Origin of the sequence: Brachybacterium atlanticum (assembly GCF_025669985.1) — a bacterium.
Classification (GTDB): Bacteria; Actinomycetota; Actinomycetes; order Actinomycetales; family Dermabacteraceae; genus Brachybacterium; species Brachybacterium conglomeratum.
Genome location: NZ_JAKJJW010000005.1, coordinates 133,649 through 152,520 on the forward strand (window position 1 = coordinate 133,649; position 18,872 = coordinate 152,520).

Sequence of the window (18,872 nt, forward strand, 5' to 3'; positions counted from 1 at the left end):
GTGCTCTGCCACATGGCTGCAACCCCGCAGAGGGGGTCGCGGCGGGAAGCTCCCGCATACCCGACGAGTGGGCGACACAGAGCGCTCACAGGACACGCCTGAGGAAATGGACGTCAGCCGGAACGTGCAGCGGCCGGCGGGCCGAGCCCGTCGACGGGGATGGTGGCTGGGTCGATGGCGCCGGAGTTGATCGCGTCGGTCATCGCCCGTATCTGATCGCGCCAGTCCTGGGTCTCGATCACGACGCAGCACAGCGCCGGTGTCGACACGAGCGCCGGGAGTCGCCCGGCCGCGAGGAGCTCCGCGAGTCGTCGCTGCGCGGTCGCGGGGACCCGGACCGGTCCGTGGACGGTCTCGAGGCGGAGGTGGGTGCCGCGGCGTCGACCGGTGCGGGGTGTAGCGAGCTCGAACCCCTCCCCTGTCACCTCGGACAGGGCTTCCTGCAGTTGCCGCCACTCGACCGACTCGGCGACCTGCGAGATCCCGATGTCCTCATCGTCCGGACGGGGCAGAGAGGGCTTCGGTGCGGGATCAGGCGCCGACACATGGACGAGTGATTCCCCTGGCTCGGGCGCGACGGGCGCCGCGACCGGTTCAGGGACCGTCTCGACCGGCGACGTAACCGGGGCCAGACTCGGGGTCGCCGGGGGTGGCATGGGGCTGCTGTCGGCCAGTATCCGCCCCACCGCCAGGACCGGTTCCCCTTCCGCGTCCCGGTCCGGATCCTCCACCGCCATGTGCTCCACGCTCGCCAGCACGATCGAGTGCTCGAGGGTGGTCTCGGTGGTGGACTCCGCCGTCGTCTCGTCGGTGATCTCGCGGTCGACTTCCCGGATCCGGACCGTGCCCTGGATCTCGACCAGGTCACCGATTTCCGGCATCCCGATCTCCTTCAGCGCGGCGTGGACGTCCGCGAACCCGACCGTCTGGATCGACGTGTGTGCGTTCTCGAGCTCCATCGTCACCATCCATGTGCCCTTCCGGGTCAGCCGCTCCGTGAACGCCGAGACCACCCCACCCGTATGGACTCGAGCCCCGTCCGTCCCGGGCAGCTTGTGCAGGCCGACCGGGGGCTTTGGCGCCGCATCATCCCCCGGGCTTAGCCGGTATAGGTCGGCGATCTGGCCAGCGAGGGTCTTCGTGGGGTGGGTGCCGGTGATCGCGAGGATGCTCGCCCGCTCCCTGGCCGCCTTCTCCAGCACCGAGTACTCCATCCGCGGCACCCGGATCTCGGGATCCCGGGCGACGGCGCGAGCAGCGATCACGTGCCCGAACCGGAACCCGTCCCCGACATGGTCGAACGCCCCCGCCTGCGCGAGGGCCACCAGTTGGGCGCTTGTGACTGTCTTCGCCGTCGCGCCGTCCTCGGTGGCGGGCACGGTGACGCGGGTGGCGAGGTCGCCCATCGACGCGTAGGGGCCGCCCGCCTCTCGTTCGGCGACGATCCGGGAAGCGATCGAGCCGACACCCTTGATCTCCCCCAGCCCGAGCCACACCGACCCGTCCCGCGCGATCGTGTGCTCGGCCGAGACGTTGATGTCCGGGGCTTGGACGGTGACGCCTTCGGCGCGCAGGGAGCGGATCGTGGCGACGCGGAGGTGGGCCTTGTCCCGGCCGGAGCCGGTGAAGCGGAGGACTGCGGCACCGAACTCGGCGGGCCAGTTCGCCTTCAGGTACGCGGTCTGGAATGCGATCGCCCCATACGCGGCAGTGTGCGAGGCGTTGAAGGCATAGGACCCCGAGCCTTCGAACGCTGCCCAGAGCCGCTCCGCCGTCGCCGCCGAGATCGCGGGAACAGGTGTCACCCCGTCCTCCGCGACACCTGGTCGCTGGGCGCCGGCGATGAAGTCGGGCTTCAGTGAGTCGATCAGGTCCTGTTTCTTCTTCGAGATCGCTCGGCGGAGGTTGTTCGCGCGCGCCGCATCGAACTTCCCGACGATCTTCCCCAGCCGCATCATCTGCTCCTGGAACAAGATCACGCCCTGGGACTGCCCCAGCACGGACGCGATCACCGCCTGCTCCGCGGGGTCGGTGGTGAGGGAGTCGTAGGTGACGGGGGTCTTGCCGCCGGTGCGCTCCGCCCACTCGGTGTGCATCCCGGCGCTCATCGGCCCCGGCCGGTAGGCAGCGATCAACGCCGCGAGATCATCGAGAGTGCGGGGGCGCGCGGTCGTGAGCAGGTCCCGCATCCCCCCGGATTCGAGCTGGAACACCCCGGTCGAGTCCCCACGCCCCAGCAGCTCCCAGGCCGCGTCGGCCCGGGGGCCCGTGGTGCGCAGCTGCAGGAGGTCGAAGTCGATCTCCCCTTCGGTGGCGAGGACGTTCTGTTCGGTGGCCTTGATGATGTCGAGGGTGCGCAGCCCGAGCACGTCCATCTTCAAGAGCCCGAAGTCGGCGATGTCCCCTCCGTCCCATTCGGTGACCCACTCCCCCTCGATGAGGCGCATCGGCACGAGCGGGGTGAGGTTCTCGTCGGAGACGACGACGCCGCAGGGGTGGATGCCGGGGCTGACGACGACACCCTCGAGCACCGCCGCGTACTCCAGCATCGTGGCCACCCCGTGCCGGGCACGTCGCCGAGGCCCTGGCTTCGGGAGCTCGTCCCCGTCCTGGGTGGCGAGGTGGTCGCGGAGCGTCTGTCCGGCCTCGTGATGGGCTCGGAGCGCGGCGGCATCTTTCGCAGCCATGCCTGTTGTGTCCGGCGGATCCTCGCTCAGGAGCATGGCCAGGTTCGTCGGGTCGGCGGGGAGCTGCTTCTTGACCTCGGCGACGGTGCTGACGGGGATCTCGAGGTAGCGGCCGGCGGAGTCGATGGCGCGCTTGGCCTTGTTGGTGCCGTGCATGCCGAGGCGGCACACGTTGTCGTGGCCGTACCGGATCGAGAGGTAGTCGATGGCCTCGCTGCGGCGTTCGCGTTCGAAGTCGACGTCGATGTCGGGCATCTCGGTCCGCTCGAGGTCCAGGAACCGCTCGAACAGCAGCCCTCCTTCGATCGGATCGATCCCCACGATCTGGAGTGCGTACGAGACCGCGGAGCCGGGGGCGGAGCCGCGGCCGGGACCGACATGGATCGGCGCCTTCCGGGCGCGGTCCGGGTCTTCGGTGCCCGTGTCGTGGCGGGTGACCCAGTCGGTGGCGGTCCAGTCGGAGCGGGCCCAGGCGATGAGGTCTTCGACCAGCAGGAAGTAGTCCAAGACGCCGAGCCGGCAGATCACCGACAACTCAAACCGCAGCCGCGCCGACACCTCGGCGGGCAGGTCGCTGCCCCAACGGTGCTTCGCCCCTTCGTGGACGCGGTGCATGAAGTAGCTGAACGCCACGGGATCCGTGCCCTCCGCGGCGGAGGACGGGACCGGGTAGCGCTTGAACGTGCCGTCCTCGTGACCGGTGGTGAACCAGGCCGGGATCGGGAAGGACGGAACCCTGAGGCGAGTCTCGGGGAAAAGGTCCGGGTCGACGCGTGCAGCGATGCGGACAGTCTCGTCGCAGCCCCGCTGCCAGGTCGCGTCATCGGGTCGCAGGGCCCGCATCTGCGCTTCGGTGCGGAAGAACTGCCCCGTGCCGCTGAACCGGTACCGGTCCGAGTCGTTGACCGTGCGTCCGGACTGGCCGAGCGCGATATGCGCCTCATGCACAGGCTGCTCTGACTCGGAGACGTAGTGGGAGTCGTTGGTGACCACGACCGGGAGATCGTTCCGCTCCGCGAGCTCGTACAGGCCCGCCAGGGCACGGTCCTGGGCGGCCTGGCCATGGTCGGCGAGCTCCACGTACACGTTCCCGTGCCCGACGGCTGCGGTGAGTCGGTCGAGGTTCGCCTGCGCCCGCTCCGCCTCCGCGGCATCCGCGACGGGGTCGGTGCCGGTGATGCGGGACAGGGGTCCGGCGATGGGGCCGCCGATGCAGCCGGTGAGGACGATCAGCCCCTCCGCATGCTCGGCCAGGAGGTCGTAGTCGATCAGCGGGTACTTCCCGGTCTTGGTCTCCTGGGAGCGGTTGGACATCTCGATCAGGTTCCGCAGACCCGCGCTCGTGGAGGCGAGGAGGGTGAGGTGCTCGTAGCGTTTCGTCTTCGTCGCCGCCCGGCTGATCGAGGCGCTGGACCCGCCGGAGTCGAGGTCATCGGAGTCCGCGGCGACTTGGATCGTGCCCGGCTCGTGCCGGGTGCCGGAGACGACGAGGTACACCTCGATCCCCGGAATCGGAGTCACGCGGCCGTTCCTGGTGCAGGCGGTGCGGAGGGCCCAGAGGGACGCGAGTCGACCGTGATCGGTGATCGCCAGAGCGGGCTGGTGGTCGGCGGCTGCGGCGTCCACGAGCCGGGTCACCGAGGACAGGCCGTCGAAGTCGGAGTACTCCGAGTGGGTGTGGAGGTGGACGAAGCCCGCAGTGCTCACGAAGATCCCTTTCGACGCCGATCCCAAGCCCATGCCTAGTGGGCGCAGCGGGCGTCTCGCGGGACACGGGCGGGACAGCGGGGGGTCCGCAGATCAAGATCCGTCCAGCTCGTCGGGGCCGAGTTGGCAGACATTTCCCCTAAGAGGTTATACCGGGGAAGGTGGGATATGTGGGCGAACGCGGGCTGACCTGTACGTTTCACGGTGGCAGTGCGGTGGCACTGCCTTCGAAGTTCGGAACCCTGAAACCGGGTGCGACCTGCACTGACGGGCGGATCTGCGGCCTGTCGCGAATGTTGGCACTCGCGCGCGAACACGGGCTGACCTGCGCAAATGCCGACGCGATGCTCCAGCCGCCGCTTTCGGCGATCGGCAGACATTTCCCTTAAGAGGTTATATCCCGAAACGTGGGATATGTGGGCGAACGCGGGCTGACCTGTACGTTTCACGGTGGCAGTACGGTGGCACTGCCTTCGAAGTTCGGAGCCTAAAACCGGGCGCGACCTGCATGAACAGTCCGATCCAACAGGATCCCCGAATGTTGGCACTCCCGCGCGAACATGGGGTGACCTGCGACGATGCGATCCGCACCCGATGTGGCCCCAGGGACTCGTCAGGCGTGGTTCGCGCCTGCAGCCCCGGCCCCGTTGACACGGCGCCACCAGGCACCCCTGCAAACCTGCAGGTCAGGCCGCCGATGCCAACAGCGCCAACCGAGCGCCAACGGCGACAGGTCGATGTTCCTGCAGGTCAGAGTACGATTGACACCAAATCCCACATCGCGCGGCAAAACTATATACGTATAGGGGATCTGGGTTGATATCTGTACCCCCATATACATCTCTCTTTCTCTATACGTATATAGTTAGTTATGTAGGATAGGGGTGTAAACGCAGAGTGACCTGCACGTTTGATGGGTGGAGCACGTCGGCACTGGGGTGGAGAAAATCGCCGATTGTGTTGATGACCTGCACGAACGCTCCGTGGCCCCATGTTGGCACTCGCCCCACAGCGTCGACGCGCCAGGGTAGCGCAGCCTCCTTCGCATATGGGTTGGGTGAGAGCACCTTTCGACCCTGGAGGCCCACGATGCACACCCGACGAGTGCGGTACCTGCTCCAGCCCGGCGAGCCGCTCACCCTGCCCGAGCGGACCGTCCCCCAAGTGCTGCGCCTGGGCTTGGCCCGCACCGTCCTCGGACTGGACGACGACCGGATCCTCGCCTCCCCCGCCGTCGCGATCCCCCTGCCCCGCTACGTCGACGGCCAGCCCCTGCGCGGCACCCCCGGCATCCGACCCGACGCGCTGCGGTTCCCGTTCATGTGGCTCCCCGCCCCGCTCCGCGAACGGTTCGAGATCGACACCGGCGACGGGACGATCACCCTCGAGTCCGATGACGCGTGGGCGCTGCGGGTCGTGTTCGAGATGTGGGGCTCCGGCCTGTACGACATCGACACCGGCGGCTGGCTCGACGTCCTCGCCCTGCACGACCTCGACCCCGACGACCCCGCCACGCACGACCGGATCACCGCTTGGTGGGCTGGCGGTGCGGACGAGACCCTCGACGTCATCGACCTCACCGGCGCCCTCGTGCCCGACACGGTCGAGGACTCCGACTGGGCATCGATCGCATCCCTCGCCCTCGTGGACTCGTTCGACAAAGCCTCCATGGCGCTGTCGGCGGTGGACACCGTGGCGCTGTGCGAGCTCGTCACCGACGGAGACCTCACACCGCTCGGCACCACCGACCCCGCCCGGGCCGTCCGCTCCCTGCTCCGCATCGCCCGCACCCGCTTCACCGGCAACCCCGACGCGAGCACCCTCCTCGCGCACCTCCAGGCCCAGGCTGACGAGCCCGGCACCGAGGGCCCGTTCCTGGTCGATGAGATCGTGCCGCAGCTGTCGGAGATCGCACAGGGCCTGTGGACCACCTACGAACCGACCCTCACCGAAGTCGTCGCCAGTTTCACCGAGGAGAACCTCGTCGGCGCCGGGACGGAGGGCCGATGAGCGGGTCCGTCGCAGCGGTGCAACGGACCAGGCATCAGGTGCCCGGGTTCGACCCGCACAACGCCGCTCACGTCGCCGCGGTCGAGACGAAGCTGTCCGACGAAGCCGGCACCGGATTCCGCGTCGTCGGCTTCGACCCCGAGACCCAGACGGTCACGTTCGAACGCACCCGTGCCGTGACCGAGGTCGCCGCCGAGAAGGGCACCACCCGCCTCATCGCGTCACTCCGAACCGGCGCGAAACCCTCGGACGGGGAGCGGGAGGCGACCCGGTTGGAGAACCAGAACCCCGGCTACACGATGACCCGCTTCGAACCCCACCTGTCCCACGCGGTGCTGGAGAAGCTCCCCGAGGATGCGATCCGCTGCCGCGGCGCCGTCGCCGCCGCCCTCGCCGTGAAGCCCTGGCAAGTCCAAGTCACCCGACGGCGCAGCGGCGGGTTCGTCCTCGAGCTCCCGGCCAGCTACGTCCCGTCCCGGCATGACGGGAAGCTGCTCGAGGTGGCGGAGAACGTGATCGGCCGGCCCGGCTGGTACGTGAACATCGATCCGAAAGCCCTCACCGCCCAGATCATCCCCGCCGAACCCCCGACGTTCCCGGCCCTGATCCCGTACCCGTTCGACCAGCCCATCCCCGCGTTCACCTCCCCGGCGGACACGGCATGGACGCAGGCGCCCCTCGGATGCGCACTAGGCCGCCCCGGGGACGCGACGGGGCCCGAGTACCGTCTCGACCTCGCATCCGCCTCGCACACGCTCCTGCAGGGCCTGCCGATGTCGGGGAAGAGCGTCAACATCAACGCGTTCGCGTACTGGATGCTGCAAGCCGGTGCGGAGCTCGCGATCATCGACACCCCCGACAAGGCCGTCGACTTCGACTGGATCAAGCCCTACGTGCGCGACGGCGGGTGGGGGTGCGAGTCCTACGAGGCGATGGTCGCGACCTGCGGGATGGTCTACGCCGAAGGGAAGCGCCGAGCCGCGATCCTCAAGCGCCGCGGGATCAACAACTGGTTCACCATCACCGACGATCCGTCGTTCCGGCCGATCGTGCTGATCGCCGACGAGTACACCGGCCTGATGACCCCCGAACGCGTCCCCAAGGCCCTGCCGAAGGATCATCCGATGCGGGTCGAGGCCGAGGCGACCAACGCGTTCAAGGACATGGTCGCCACGTTCATCCAGAAGATCGCCCTCGAGATGCGGTTCGTGGGTGTGCACGTGTTCGTCTCCACGCAGCTCGGGAACACCAAGACCGGGGTGTCCACCGCGCTGAAGGCCGCGTGCGGGAACAGGTTCCTCATGGGGCCCAACGCCTCGGACAACCAGCGCGCCAACGCGTTCTCCGCCCCGGACTCCGTCGCGATCGTGCCCGAGAACGTGAAGACCACCCAGGGTGTGTCGAAGGGTGTCGGCGTCACCGAGACCGAAGGGCAGCCGTCCCGCGTGTTCAAGGGCTACTTCGCCCCCACCACCGAGTTCGCGCAGCACCTCGCCAGCTCCAGCACGGTCCGCCGCACCAACCGCCCGGAACCGACCAGGGCGGAGATCGCGGAGCACACCGGCATGGACGACCTCGACCACGGCCCCGGACAATTCGGCGAGCACGACCCCTGGAACGGCCGACGTACACCGAAGGCCGAGTCGGACAAGGTGTACTCGGAGGACGGACTGGAGCTGCTGGGCGCTGCCACGGCCGCCAGGGCGGCAAAGGACGCCGGGGCGTGACGCGGATCGAAGCGGATGCTGTCGCCTTCGACGGAGTGGCCAGCAGCCGTCAGCTGAGCGTTCCACCTCGAAGACGTGCTTGGAATCCGTTAGCGACTTCGAACAAACTTCAATGCTTAGCGCTAACATGTCGGCATGACCGAACCTTTCCGACTCTCGTCAGACATCTTCAAGTATTGGCAGATCGACTACGAGACGAACTCTATGAAAATCGTGTTCCAGGACGGAAGGGCACTCAAGGATGGCCTAACCCCTCCGGAATCAACCGCCAATCACTACATCTCCAGTTCAGTGTTCGACTGGGAACATTGGTGGATCTTCTCAACTACAACTCGCGGCCACACGATCATTACCGAAGGCTATAACCCCCACTCTCCCCCACCCTTGAACGGGCGGCCATCAGTCTATTTGGATCAGAATCATTGGCGAACGCTGGCGGATGCGATACACCACCCAACAGGAATTGACGACCCGCTGGAGCTCATCGCCGCCGTGGAGCTTATCCATCTCGCAGCGGACGGCGGAATCGTTCTACCGCTATCGATGGGGCACATGATTGAGACCTCTGGGCTTCACGGAGATCGTCGCTACGAAGTGGGCGTCACCATGGCTTCGCTATCCAAGGGCTGGCAGATCAGAAATCCCCTAGATCTCTGGAAATGGGAGGCTACCGCGACAATGTATCGACACTTGAAGCGTCCCACCCCCGTCATGCCGCCCGCAATATCGACAGAGCCCGGCTCGCTTTACGAGTCCGGTGCCGATTTGGGCATCAACGACAGGACCTCCGAGAACGAAATTTTCATGGCTATGCTCACGATGCCAAGCGTCACTCTGAACTCGCTCATTGAGCCAGACTCGATGCCAAAGGATGAGCTCAACAGCTGGGTCGACCGACACTCTCGAATCACTCGCCAGATCAACGCTCTAGACGTCCCCAAAAATGAGCGCCGCAACATTGCCCGTCGCCGCTACTGGAATGAGAACATCGCCTTCTATGTCCGGCCCTACCGTGCACTGACAAACTCTTTAGATTCTCCAATCTTTAGCGACAGGGAGCTGCCAAAGCTTCTCGCTCCGTCGCCGATGGTCGGGTTGGTCTCGGAGTTGTTCGTTCGCCGCTTTATGGACAAGCAAGTCAAATGGCGTCGCAATGACCTGATTGACATGTTTCACCTTTCGGGTGCCGCGGCATATGCGGACTATGTTTGCGCAGAATCCCATACCGGAACTCAACTCCGAACCACTCAGAAGGCGCTGGGAAGGACTCAAACTGTCTACACTTCTCTGCACGATCTGGTGCGCGCAGTCCGAGCGAATGGCGTCAAATCAATCTCGGAAAGAATCGGCGATTCGGATTCAGCTGGCGTCGAACTGGAGTAGCAAGTGTGTGGGTGCTCGAATCCGCTTTCGAAGACGGCCTCCGACCCTTTACATGGCACACAGCGAGCATCGGACCGGCTGATACCCGCAAGAAGCATCTGCTCGAGGAGATCCAGCGGGGTAAGCACGCCACACCGAGGACTCAAGGGCAGACAAGACGCCACGCGATTCGCCGCCCACTGGTGCGGAGTGACAATCCCGCGTCCCAGGAACTGAGGAAGCACCCATGAACACCCCCACCAACCACTCCCCCACAGGCAGTCCCGAAGGTGCTGGCAGGTTCCGTCTCCGCATCGGAGCCCGCACCATCCACGCAGACCGAAACGACGAACTCCTCGCCGCCCTCATCGGCCCCGAGTACCTCGAGGAGACGGATCCGGAGGTGTTGTTCCTGATGCGGCTCGAGCAGGCGATCGTGATCGCGACCGCGGTACAGGAGTCGATCGTCGCTGCAGCCGTCCAGCGCCGAGATCTCGATGAGACCACCGACGAGCACATCTGGACCACGCTGCTCGCGCAGCGGGAGACCGCCGATCCTGGGGTGCGGTGGGAGCATCGGGTGCCTCTCGTGCTCGTGTCGAGTCTGTTCGCGCCGTACACGGATCGGGATCAGCCGATCGGGAACATCGCCTGGATCGACCCGACCGACGACGTAACCATGCTCGACGCCCTGCAGGCCCTCGGTGTGATCGAGCTGTCCGAGCGGGACGACCTGGCGGTCGCCTGATGCCTCCAGCGATGCTGACCGCTACGGTCCCGCACCGCGCCATCACTGTCGAGAACCCGGACCGGGTCGTGGCGCTCGTCCCGCAGGTCGTGGCGTACCTGTGCGGGCAGTGCGAGGTGGAGACTGTGGTGCGGCTGCACCCGCGGGCGCCGATCCCGGGGCTGTGGCCATGCCGGGTCTGTCGGGCCGGAGCCGAATGCACGGTCGAGGCCGACGAGGGCGTGGAGCTGATTAGCATGTCGGCGGTCGCGAATCAGTTCGTGCGGAAGGACCACTGGGCACACCTTTCGGAGCGGCGCACTGAGGCCGAGCTCGAGCGGCTCCTGGCGAAACGACTGGGGCTGCTCCGCGCCGGGAAGCTGTACCCGGGGTGGCCGGACGGATAGGGACGTGCTGCGACTCGTTCCGGGCGTCGCATCTGCGACGTAGCGTCAGGACATGACTACCTGCGGCGTCTGCAGCCAAACCGTCGATCTCGCGAACGGTCCGCACATCCACGACCCCAAGATCTGCCGCGCTTGCGGCCGGTCACTCCCTGCGACTGCGTTCGCTCCCCACAAGAGCTCTGGAGACGGACGCCGACACCAGTGCCGCGAGTGCGTTGCCGCAGACCGACGCGCGCCGTTGAACCCCGAGGAGAGGGCAGAGAGCCGGGCCAGGGAAGGCGCCGCCATCAAGGCGGACCGGAACCAGCGTCTTCGAGACAGTGGCTATCGATGGGTGATCCAGTCTCCGGACGGCCGAATCCTGTCCATCGAGCAGGCCGAAGAAGAGCTTGACGCCATTGACCTCGAGGACAGCCGCTCCTACTGGGACGAGGTTCCGCCCGGCGCCGACCTCTGAGCACCGTCCTGCCGGGGCTCCGGATCGCCCACTTCGTCAGGGACATGACCCCGCGTGGAGGAGGATCTATGGCCTCACTGATCGAGTCCGTCCGCAAGCTACATGGCCCGACGCTCGTCGAGCACGACAACGGCTACGACGTCGACGTCGTCTGCCCCGAATGCACCCGCCTCCGCTCTGAGGCCCTCGATCAGGCGAGCACCGACGGTGAGGCAGGGGCCCACGTGCCCGAGCTCGCGCACGTGCCCTACCCCTGCCAGACCCGGGTCGTGGCCGGCACGAGCGCCGCTGAGGGCAAGGACGAGTCCGCGCGTATGCGACTCGAGCACCTGGTCGTGCAGCGGGAGCAGCTCGAGGAACGCATAGAGCGGCTCGATGCCGTGATCGGTCTGATCCGCCGCGACCTCGGCGACGCCGCCGATGAGCCCGCCGCGATCGAGGAGTCGCCCGCCAAGCCGCCGAGCACCGGGGCGAAGGACCCTGCATCAGAGGCCGCTGCCGAGGACGCGCCCGCCACGGACACCACCAGCTCCGCGCCGAAACAGTCCGACGACTACGACTTCTGACGTCCAGACGAGCGCCGGCCGAGAGCGGAGACCCTCATGACGAAGCGGACAGATGGACTCACCGCCACTCGCGATTCCCGAGTGCGGAAGCGTGACACCGGGGAGCAGGGCAATCAGGGCGAGTTCGCGGGCGTGAACCGCACCGAGGCCGCGATTGCGGTGCCCGAGTCGTCCCCTGCTGTGCAGTCGGAGTCCGGGGACTCGTCGACCGGGCCGCGGCTGCGGGTTCCGACGTGGTCGGCTGCGCGGATCGAGCACAAGGTGGAGCTGGCGAACCGGCGCCTGGAACGAGAGGGCATCGTGGAGCGGTTCGTCCTCGAGCGGAACGATGAGGAAATCGCGTACCGACGACCAACGGGAGATGAGGTCGAACAGTACGGGTACGTGCCGTGGCAGCAGTACGAGTTCCAGTACTCGACACTCACCCTGAACCGGCCGTCGATCTCGCATGAGGGCTGGCAGTTCGACGCCGCGCTCGACCGTGTCCCCGGCACGGACGAGTTCATGATGCGCTCGGTTCCAGGCCGGGACTTCGGTGGATGGCGTCCGGAGCCCGGTCGCTGCGACCACTGCGGCAAGTACCGCGACCGCAACACCACCTACCTGGTCACGAGTGAGAAGACGGGCGAGACGCTGCAGGTCGGCGCCTCGTGCATGGAAGTGTTCCTCGGAGTCCGACCCAAGGGGATCTGGAGCCTTACCGCTTCGTTGGAGCCCGACGACGACGGTGAGGGTCCGCCGGTCTCGACCCGGGAGGTGGAGGACAACCGGGAGCTGATCGCGAAGGCTCTGGTCGCCTCCGACATGGGGAAGCGCTATGTATCGAAGTCGCGCGCCCTCGAATGGGGCAGCGCCTCCACCGCAGACCGGATCGAGCCCCTGTTCGGCTCCACCACGTACCGGCGGGTGACAGAGGAGGACCGGCTCGAGCGGGAACAGGCCCGGCAGCAACTCACCGAAGTCCTGGAATCGGGCATGGTCGATGAGGTGATCACCGCTGCTCGTGAGGTGAGGATGGACTCGGACTACGGTCGGAACCTGAACACCGCCCTGGACGCCGGGTTCTCGACAGAGAAGATGGCTGGCACTGTCATCAGCGCCGTCTCCGCCTACGGACGAAAGAACCGCGAAGCTGTACAGGCGAAGGTCAGTGAGGATCGGATCGCCGCGGCCACGCCGGGGTTCGCGGCACCGGTGAAGACCCGGATGCGGGACGTCCCGGTGACGGTCACGAACGTGTTTGAGGGCACGCGCCCCGCATACGCGTGGCCGCACCGTGACGAGCCGTTCCAGATCATCACGATGCGCGACGCCGCCGGCCACGAGATCGTGTGGAAGACCAGCGCCATCCAGCCAGTCGCAGCCGGTGACGAAGTGACGATGACCGGGACCGTGAAGGAGCACAGCGAGTTCCGTGGCGTCGACCAGACCGTGGTATCCCGCGCGAAGATCGACACCGTCGACAGCTCGAGCGTGAAGACCGGCGTCAGCGCGCCCTCCTGACGCTCAGCGCGCAGCCAGCGGCTCGACGAGCGACGGATTGGTCCGGTCGAGGGTCCGGACGTTGTTGACCTTCCGGTCCACCGCGTAGGTCTCGAGCTCAGCGGCGACGGTGGTCGATACGTCGTTGATCATGGCCAGCAGTGAGTCCTTCCGCTCCGGCTCGAGCTTGCCTGGGGCGAGCCACTCCCCTACGGCTTCGTCGGCGAGGAAGACGGGCATGCGGTCGTGGACCTCGCCGCCGGCGTCACGCGCCTCCCGGGTCACGATCGAGAACGTGACATCCCAATACTCCCCGTCCTCGGCCTTGCGGGCGGCGGTGAGCCCAGCGGCATTCAGCAGCTTCCCCTCGGGGTGGCGGATGACATACGGGTCCTTGCCACCGTCGTCGGCTTCGACCCACTCGTAGTAGCTGGTCATCGGAACAATGGCGCGGCCGCTAGAGAACGGGCCGCGGAACATCCCGTTCGTCGCGATCGTCTCCATCCGCGCGTTCATCGGGCGAGGTCCCTTGTCCTTCGCCCACGCGGGGTGCAGTCCCCACCGCGCGAGCTCGAGCCGCCTCTGCAGCTCACGCTCGCCATCAATGAACTCCCGCACGACAGTCACTGGTTGCGAGGTAGGCGTGCAGGAGCCCATCGCAGTTGCCGGGGGAGGGCATCGTTCGGTTGAGAATTATTCTCCGGTCGATCGGCGCACAGCAGTGACCGCATGTCGTACCGCATGCACTCGTTTGGCCAGGGTGTTTCGCTCCCAACCATGGTGACGTCGCGGTCTGCATGCGCCGCTGAGATACGTCCGATCGGACAGCAATTCCAGAGCGCGCTCATATCGCGCTGGCTCCGCGCGCGTCCATGGGCACCCTCGGGAGTAGTGCCCAGATCCCATGGGGTTCGGACCTCTCGTTGACCTACCAAACATGAGGTAGGTATTCTCAGGTGGGTCGAGACGTGGAACACATGGAGGAAACGATGGACACATATGACGTCGTTGTGATCGGGGCAGGGGTCAACGGTCTGGTGGCCGCGGCTGAGCTCGCCACCGCCGGATGGAGTGTCGCTCTTGTGGAGCAGAACAGCCGCCTGGGTGGATTCATCGACTCTGGCGAGGCCACGCTGCCGGGTTACACGCACGACACATACTCCTCTTGGCATCCGCTGTTCGTCTCCGGTGGCGCATATGCGGCCCTCGGCCCAGACCTGCATGAGCACGGCCTCGAGTACGCGAACACCGACGGGGCTCTCACCGGCAGCATCTCTGCTGGCCGGGCGGCCGTGGCCTACCGCGATGCGGCAAAGACTGTCGAAGGGTTCACGCACCCAGAGGACCAGGCGGCATACCTGGCCATGCTGGAAGAGATGGGCGAACGCGCGAATCTGGTCTTCAGGATCCTCGGCTCCGAGGTTCGATCCGCCGCAACAGTGAAGCTCGCGCTCAGTGCCCTTAAGTCTCAGAAGATCAAAGGGATGGATGCTCTCGCGCGGGATGCGGTGATGAGCGGGCGCGCGTTCGGGCGTGACCGGTTCACCGGCAGCGAGCCTGACCAGTTGTGGGCGCCGTGGTTGCTTCACGCCGGCATCTCCCCGGACAGCGCCACCGGCGGGATGATGATTCCCGTCCTCGCGATGACGATGCACGGTTTCGGTTTGCCCGTTGTCACTGGCGGAGCGAAGAACTTTGTGACCGCGTTCGAACGGCTTCTCTCTGAGCATGGCGTGACAGTCCTGACCGGTCATCGCGCGGAACGCGTCACCACGACTAACGGTCGCGCGACCGGCGTCGTCACCGACAAGGGCCTGATTAGCGCGCGGCGGGCGGTGATAGCGAGCGTCACCCCGCAGGCCCTCTACGGCACGCTCTTGAAAGACGAGCCCGTGCCCTGGGCCATCCGGCGGGACGCAGAACGGTTCCGGTTCGGGCGCGCCGCCATGCAGATCCACATCGCCCTGGATCGTCCTCTGCGCTGGACCGACGAGCGTTTCCAGGATGTCCCGCTACTCCACATCAGTGATGGCTCTGGCGGCACTGGCATTGCGTGCGCGCAGGCCGACGCGGGTGCCCTCCCCGCCGCGCCTACGATCGTTGTCGGTCGCCAGCATGTCCTCGATCAGAGTCGGGTGCCCGAGGGGGCGGGGTCTCTCTGGCTCCAGCTACAAGAGGTCCCTTGGCAACCCACCGCAGACAGTGCTGGCGCGATATCGGTCGACGGAACCTGGAATGCGGACACGACCAGGCGGTACGTCGAACGTGTTCTCGCCCGGATCGAAGAGCACGCTCCTGACCTAACTTCGAGCATCCTCGAGACCACGGTGATCACTCCCACCGACCTGGCAGCCGCAAACCCTAACGCTGTTCATGGCGACCCCTACGGCGGTTCGATGGAGCTCGACCAGAATCTTCTCTGGCGCCCCCTCGCCCACTCGGGCAAACACACCACGGCGATCAAAGGTCTCCTGCACATCGGAGCGTCCACTCACCCCGGTGGAGGCCTCAGTGGCGGAGCCGGACACCTCGCAGCGCAAAGCCTCCTCTCCGCCAACAACCGCAGGAGCCTCATCTCCAAGAAATGACGGCGTCTGCAAGCGCAGCCGCCCGAGAGCCACCTTTGCCGTCAGAGGCTCAGCGATCGACATCACACTAGACCGACCATACATATGGTCGGTACGATGGGGGTATGGCAACGAAACTTGAGATCCTCGACGCCGCCCTCGAGGTGCTTCGACACGGAGACGCATTGACTCTTGATGCCGTCGCTCGGCACGCGGGGCTCACCAAGCCCGGGCTCGTCCATCACTTCGCTACGAAAGAGGGGCTGACGGTCGCGGTTGTCGATCGAGTGATCGATCTCTGGGAAGCCGAGCTGCGTGAGCGAGTCAGCGACGAGTCCGACGAGGTAGAGAGGCTGCGCGCCTATGTCGAGTTCTCTCTCTTAGATGACCTCGACCCCAGCGACCTCGCTCTCCTCGCCGACGCGCGCCTGCGCGACAAGCTCAGTGACCAGTGGATGCGCCGCCTTGATCCCTGGTTCGGCTCAGGTCTGGACGACCCCAGGGTGCGCTCTGTCCGCCTCCTTGCCGACGGAGCCTGGTTCGACCGCTCCCTCGGCATCGTTGAGCTTTCCCGGGCGCAGCGCGAAAGCATGCTGAGCGTCGCGCTCGGCCTCATCAGTGAAGGAGTGCAGAAGTGAAGAAATGGCTGTTTCTCGTCGGTGCAGTTCTCCTGGAAGTGACCGGATCACTCTCCCTCAAGGGTGCGCTCGATGCTCCCGGACTCTATGTCCTCGTCGTCGCCGGATACGTCGGCTCCTTCTTGGCACTGTTCATGTCTCTGCGCAACGGGATGGCCCTCGGCGTCGGTTACGGCATCTGGGGCGCTAGCGGCGTCGCACTCACAGCGATCATGTCGCTCGTGATCTACGGCGAACCCATCACTCTGCTCATGGGTCTCGGCATCGTCATCATCATGGCCGGAGTACTACTGGTCGAACTCGGCTCCCAGGCCGCCCAGAAGAAAGAAGTAGCAGCATGAGCGCCCTCGCACTGATCTCCCTCATCGGCGCGATCGCGGGCGAGGTCGCCGGCACCGTCTCACTCCGCATGGCCAGCAGCGGCAGAAAACTGTGGTGGATCGGCGTCGCAGCCGGCTACATCTTCGCCTTCAGCATGCTCGTCGTCGTCCTCGGACAGGGCGTCGCGCTCGGAGTCGCCTACGGAATCTGGGCCGCTGCCGGCGTCGCCATCACCGCGATCATCAGCAGGCTCTTCTTCAAAGAACCCCTCACCTGGATCATGGGCCTCGGCATCGCCCTGATAGTCGGCGGCGTGCTACTCATCGAGATCGGCGCCACCCACTGACCGGACCTGCGCCCCACGGCTCAGGATGTGGCGATTATGCCAGGAGGCCGAGAAGGATCCTGCCCGGTGGCGCCCATGGTTCCGGTTTCCCAGATTACCGGGGACCGGCATCGTTCGATCGCGAATTATTCCTCGGTGGTCGTAGCTCGCAGTTCAGGGTAGGTGCCCCAGGTTGCATTGGTGTTGGCGGCATGTTTGAGGGCGGTTGCGATGTTGATGCCGACGACGTCGGCCACGACGCTGGCGGGGACCTGTTGGACGAGCTGGTCGATCCGGGCGCGGCGGACTTCTCGCACGCGGATACCGCGTGAGGAGAGGTGAAGGGCTACGTTGGCCTCACTCGTGTGGTGCTGGGGCATGGCGCCGGCGAAGAGCCATTCTGAGCCGCCGCCAGCGAATGGTCGCTCAGCCCGTGACTCGTCAAGGTGCTGACGAAGCAAACTGGTGATCGATGCAGGGAGCACAACCGGCGTCTTGCCGAACGCGATGGATACTTCGCCTTTGTCGTCGACGACGTCGGTTCGTCGCAGGCGGACGCAGTCGCACAGCCTCTGGGCGAACACCAGGATGAACAGGCCAATTATCCGACTGGGCAGGGGGATCGAACGGTCCTCAAGGAGAAGATCGATCTTGCTCCAGATGACCTCATCTGGCACCGAGGCATCGGGCCGAGGGGGCTTCCTGCCGGGTACGGCGACGGGACCCGTGAGGTGGTGACGCACGGCCCAGTTGAGGAAAGTCCTGTGGACGCTCTGATAGTCATGCTCGGCGAAGAATCGATCGAGGGCGGCCTGGTTCAGCGTGGACAGTGAAAGGCCGTGGTCGTCGAGCCATGCCAGTAACCCTGCTATCTTGCGCAGCTCGGAGTACCGAGAGTTGGCGGTACTGGCGGTCACGGGCTGAGTAGTGGCGCGTTGGCGGAGCTTGCGCAGGATTTCCCAGGTGAAGTACTGCTTCAGGATCGCGGCGTGTTTATCAGGAAGGCCCGCGATGAAGGCGGTGGCCTTGAGCTCGAAGTCGTTCAACTCGACGTCGATGGCGGAGAGTGTCCCTGCGCTGATGAGCATGCGGCGGAGGTAGCGAACACGGGGCGATAGCGGGAGCGCGTTCAGTGTGTCGTGGCTGATTGCTGCTTGCCCAGTGGCCATCGCTCGGAGTGTCTCCCCGATTGGCTCACGCCGGAGCCATCGTGTGGCCGAGCGGGGGTCGCGCGCGGTGAGCAGGTGTTCGTGTAAGGAAGCCAGGTCAGGGTGGATGCGCCCGTGCTTGTCGGAGAGGACTTCCCGGAGGCGGTCGGTCAGTCGGCATGTCCCGCACTGGGACCCGGTGAGCTGGTCTTCGCTACCGCAACTGGTGCAGCCGAACCGCGGCGGTGCGCCAGCGCAGCTCGCGCAGACGACACGCCTGTCACTGTCGTAGAACGCGAGGACTTTGACCTGACGGCATCCGGGGCACTGGCCAGGATGTCGCCTGAGCCGGGAGTAGCAGGCATTGCAGATGCGCCGCTCGAGGATGGCGTACCGAGCAGGGCCACCGCTTCCGCAGGAGTCGCAGCCGATTTGCACCGGAGTCATAGAGGCTGCCTGCTCGTCTTACTCGGTCGGGCGATGAATCTTGGCCGGGATGGGCCGGAGGGAGCCGATAGCGGGGCCTTCTGTCCGTGGCGAGCCTCCAGCTCGGCGCGCGCGTTTGGCTTGGGCCGGCGGGATTTCGATGAGGTCGTTCGGAGTGCAGTCGAGGATGCGGCAGAGTGCCGCGAACACTTCGACGTTGAGGCGTTCCGGCGTCTTGTGAGTATTCGGCCTGTTGAGCGCCAGTCGGTATTGCCCCTGAGCGCCACTCGATATCGCGGTCGGGCGCCGGTGGAT

The 18,872-nt window shown here is 66.1% G+C and carries 16 protein-coding genes; 12 read left to right on the plus strand and 4 right to left on the minus strand.

The annotated features are described in order from the left end of the window. Positions 1-113 precede the first annotated feature (113 nt). Positions 114-4,394, minus strand: coding sequence for a DNA polymerase III subunit alpha (dnaE, locus tag L3K22_RS04140; protein ID WP_263310282.1), 4,281 nt, complete (start codon positions 4,392-4,394; stop codon positions 114-116). A 1,089-nt stretch (positions 4,395-5,483) separates the two neighbouring features. Between dnaE and L3K22_RS04145 the strand changes: the two genes are divergently transcribed. The 8 genes from L3K22_RS04145 (at position 5,484) to L3K22_RS04180 (ending at position 13,153) form a co-directional block, all read left to right on the plus strand. Beyond that, complete coding sequence (locus tag L3K22_RS04145; protein WP_263310283.1) at positions 5,484-6,404, plus strand: hypothetical protein; 921 nt, start codon at positions 5,484-5,486, stop codon at positions 6,402-6,404. Between the two features lie 38 nt (positions 6,405-6,442). Next, complete coding sequence (locus tag L3K22_RS04150) at positions 6,443-8,131, plus strand: hypothetical protein (RefSeq protein WP_263310284.1); 1,689 nt, start codon at positions 6,443-6,445, stop codon at positions 8,129-8,131. A 135-nt stretch (positions 8,132-8,266) separates the two neighbouring features. Beyond that, the gene (locus L3K22_RS04155) at positions 8,267-9,514 is read left to right on the plus strand and encodes a hypothetical protein (RefSeq protein WP_263310285.1); all 1,248 of its coding nucleotides are present in this window, start codon (positions 8,267-8,269) and stop codon (positions 9,512-9,514) included. Between the two features lie 226 nt (positions 9,515-9,740). Then, complete coding sequence (locus L3K22_RS04160) at positions 9,741-10,241, plus strand: hypothetical protein (RefSeq protein ID WP_263310286.1); 501 nt, start codon at positions 9,741-9,743, stop codon at positions 10,239-10,241. 11 nt (positions 10,242-10,252) lie between these two features. Next, positions 10,253-10,627, plus strand: coding sequence for an RNA polymerase-binding protein RbpA (locus L3K22_RS04165; protein WP_263310287.1), 375 nt, complete (start codon positions 10,253-10,255; stop codon positions 10,625-10,627). Between the two features lie 52 nt (positions 10,628-10,679). After that, positions 10,680-11,084: a hypothetical protein gene (locus tag L3K22_RS04170; RefSeq protein WP_263310288.1), complete on the plus strand. Its 405-nt coding sequence runs from the start codon at positions 10,680-10,682 to the stop codon at positions 11,082-11,084. Between the two features lie 68 nt (positions 11,085-11,152). Next, positions 11,153-11,650 carry a MerR family transcriptional regulator gene (locus L3K22_RS04175; RefSeq protein ID WP_263310289.1) on the plus strand — a complete coding sequence of 166 codons (498 nt, stop codon included), beginning with the start codon at positions 11,153-11,155 and terminating at the stop codon, positions 11,648-11,650. A gap of 36 nt (positions 11,651-11,686) precedes the next feature. Continuing rightward, positions 11,687-13,153, plus strand: a complete 1,467-nt coding sequence (locus tag L3K22_RS04180) for a hypothetical protein (RefSeq protein ID WP_263310290.1) — start codon at positions 11,687-11,689, stop codon at positions 13,151-13,153. A 3-nt stretch (positions 13,154-13,156) separates the two neighbouring features. Here L3K22_RS04180 and L3K22_RS04185 read toward each other — a convergent pair whose 3' ends face one another. Beyond that, positions 13,157-13,789, minus strand: coding sequence for an SOS response-associated peptidase (locus L3K22_RS04185; protein ID WP_263310291.1), 633 nt, complete (start codon positions 13,787-13,789; stop codon positions 13,157-13,159). Between the two features lie 332 nt (positions 13,790-14,121). Here L3K22_RS04185 and L3K22_RS04190 point away from each other — a divergent pair, with 332 nt between their 5' ends. From L3K22_RS04190 to L3K22_RS04205, 4 genes are all read left to right on the plus strand, one after another. Further along, entirely contained in the window at positions 14,122-15,720 is a 1,599-nt protein-coding gene (locus L3K22_RS04190; RefSeq protein ID WP_089066549.1) for a phytoene desaturase family protein, read from the plus strand. Positions 15,721-15,824: 104 nt separating this feature from the next. Continuing rightward, positions 15,825-16,337 (plus strand): TetR/AcrR family transcriptional regulator, encoded by a 513-nt coding sequence (locus L3K22_RS04195; protein ID WP_089066495.1) that lies wholly within the window; start codon positions 15,825-15,827, stop codon positions 16,335-16,337. Further along, complete coding sequence (locus L3K22_RS04200; protein WP_089066496.1) at positions 16,334-16,678, plus strand: DMT family transporter; 345 nt, start codon at positions 16,334-16,336, stop codon at positions 16,676-16,678. Before L3K22_RS04195 ends, L3K22_RS04200 begins: the two co-directional genes overlap by 4 nt. Continuing rightward, the gene (locus tag L3K22_RS04205) at positions 16,675-17,004 is read left to right on the plus strand and encodes a DMT family transporter (RefSeq protein ID WP_089066497.1); all 330 of its coding nucleotides are present in this window, start codon (positions 16,675-16,677) and stop codon (positions 17,002-17,004) included. Before L3K22_RS04200 ends, L3K22_RS04205 begins: the two co-directional genes overlap by 4 nt. A gap of 125 nt (positions 17,005-17,129) precedes the next feature. Here the strand turns inward: L3K22_RS04205 and L3K22_RS04210 are convergent, their stop codons facing one another. After that, positions 17,130-18,071, minus strand: coding sequence for a hypothetical protein (locus L3K22_RS04210; protein ID WP_183376556.1), 942 nt, complete (start codon positions 18,069-18,071; stop codon positions 17,130-17,132). 525 nt (positions 18,072-18,596) lie between these two features. Further along, a complete protein-coding gene (locus L3K22_RS04215; RefSeq protein WP_308445903.1) occupies positions 18,597-18,872 on the minus strand; it encodes a helix-turn-helix domain-containing protein in 276 nt (91 codons plus the stop codon).

Bases quoted from the DNA above. Each gene is read 5' to 3' on its own strand.
- L3K22_RS04170 (WP_263310288.1), top strand. From the start codon at position 10,680: ATGACTACCTGCGGCGTCTGCAGCCAAACCGTCGATCTCGCGAACGGT.
- L3K22_RS04190 (WP_089066549.1), top strand. From the start codon at position 14,122: ATGGACACATATGACGTCGTTGTGATCGGGGCAGGGGTCAACGGTCTG.
- L3K22_RS04155 (WP_263310285.1), top strand. From the start codon at position 8,267: ATGACCGAACCTTTCCGACTCTCGTCAGACATCTTCAAGTATTGGCAG.
- L3K22_RS04160 (WP_263310286.1), top strand. From the start codon at position 9,741: ATGAACACCCCCACCAACCACTCCCCCACAGGCAGTCCCGAAGGTGCT.
- L3K22_RS04165 (WP_263310287.1), top strand. From the start codon at position 10,253: ATGCTGACCGCTACGGTCCCGCACCGCGCCATCACTGTCGAGAACCCG.
- L3K22_RS04210 (WP_183376556.1), bottom strand. From the start codon at position 18,071: ATGCTCATCAGCGCAGGGACACTCTCCGCCATCGACGTCGAGTTGAAC.
- L3K22_RS04145 (WP_263310283.1), top strand. From the start codon at position 5,484: ATGCACACCCGACGAGTGCGGTACCTGCTCCAGCCCGGCGAGCCGCTC.
- L3K22_RS04195 (WP_089066495.1), top strand. From the start codon at position 15,825: ATGGCAACGAAACTTGAGATCCTCGACGCCGCCCTCGAGGTGCTTCGA.
- L3K22_RS04185 (WP_263310291.1), bottom strand. From the start codon at position 13,789: ATGGGCTCCTGCACGCCTACCTCGCAACCAGTGACTGTCGTGCGGGAG.
- L3K22_RS04205 (WP_089066497.1), top strand. From the start codon at position 16,675: ATGAGCGCCCTCGCACTGATCTCCCTCATCGGCGCGATCGCGGGCGAG.
- L3K22_RS04180 (WP_263310290.1), top strand. From the start codon at position 11,687: ATGACGAAGCGGACAGATGGACTCACCGCCACTCGCGATTCCCGAGTG.
- L3K22_RS04175 (WP_263310289.1), top strand. From the start codon at position 11,153: ATGGCCTCACTGATCGAGTCCGTCCGCAAGCTACATGGCCCGACGCTC.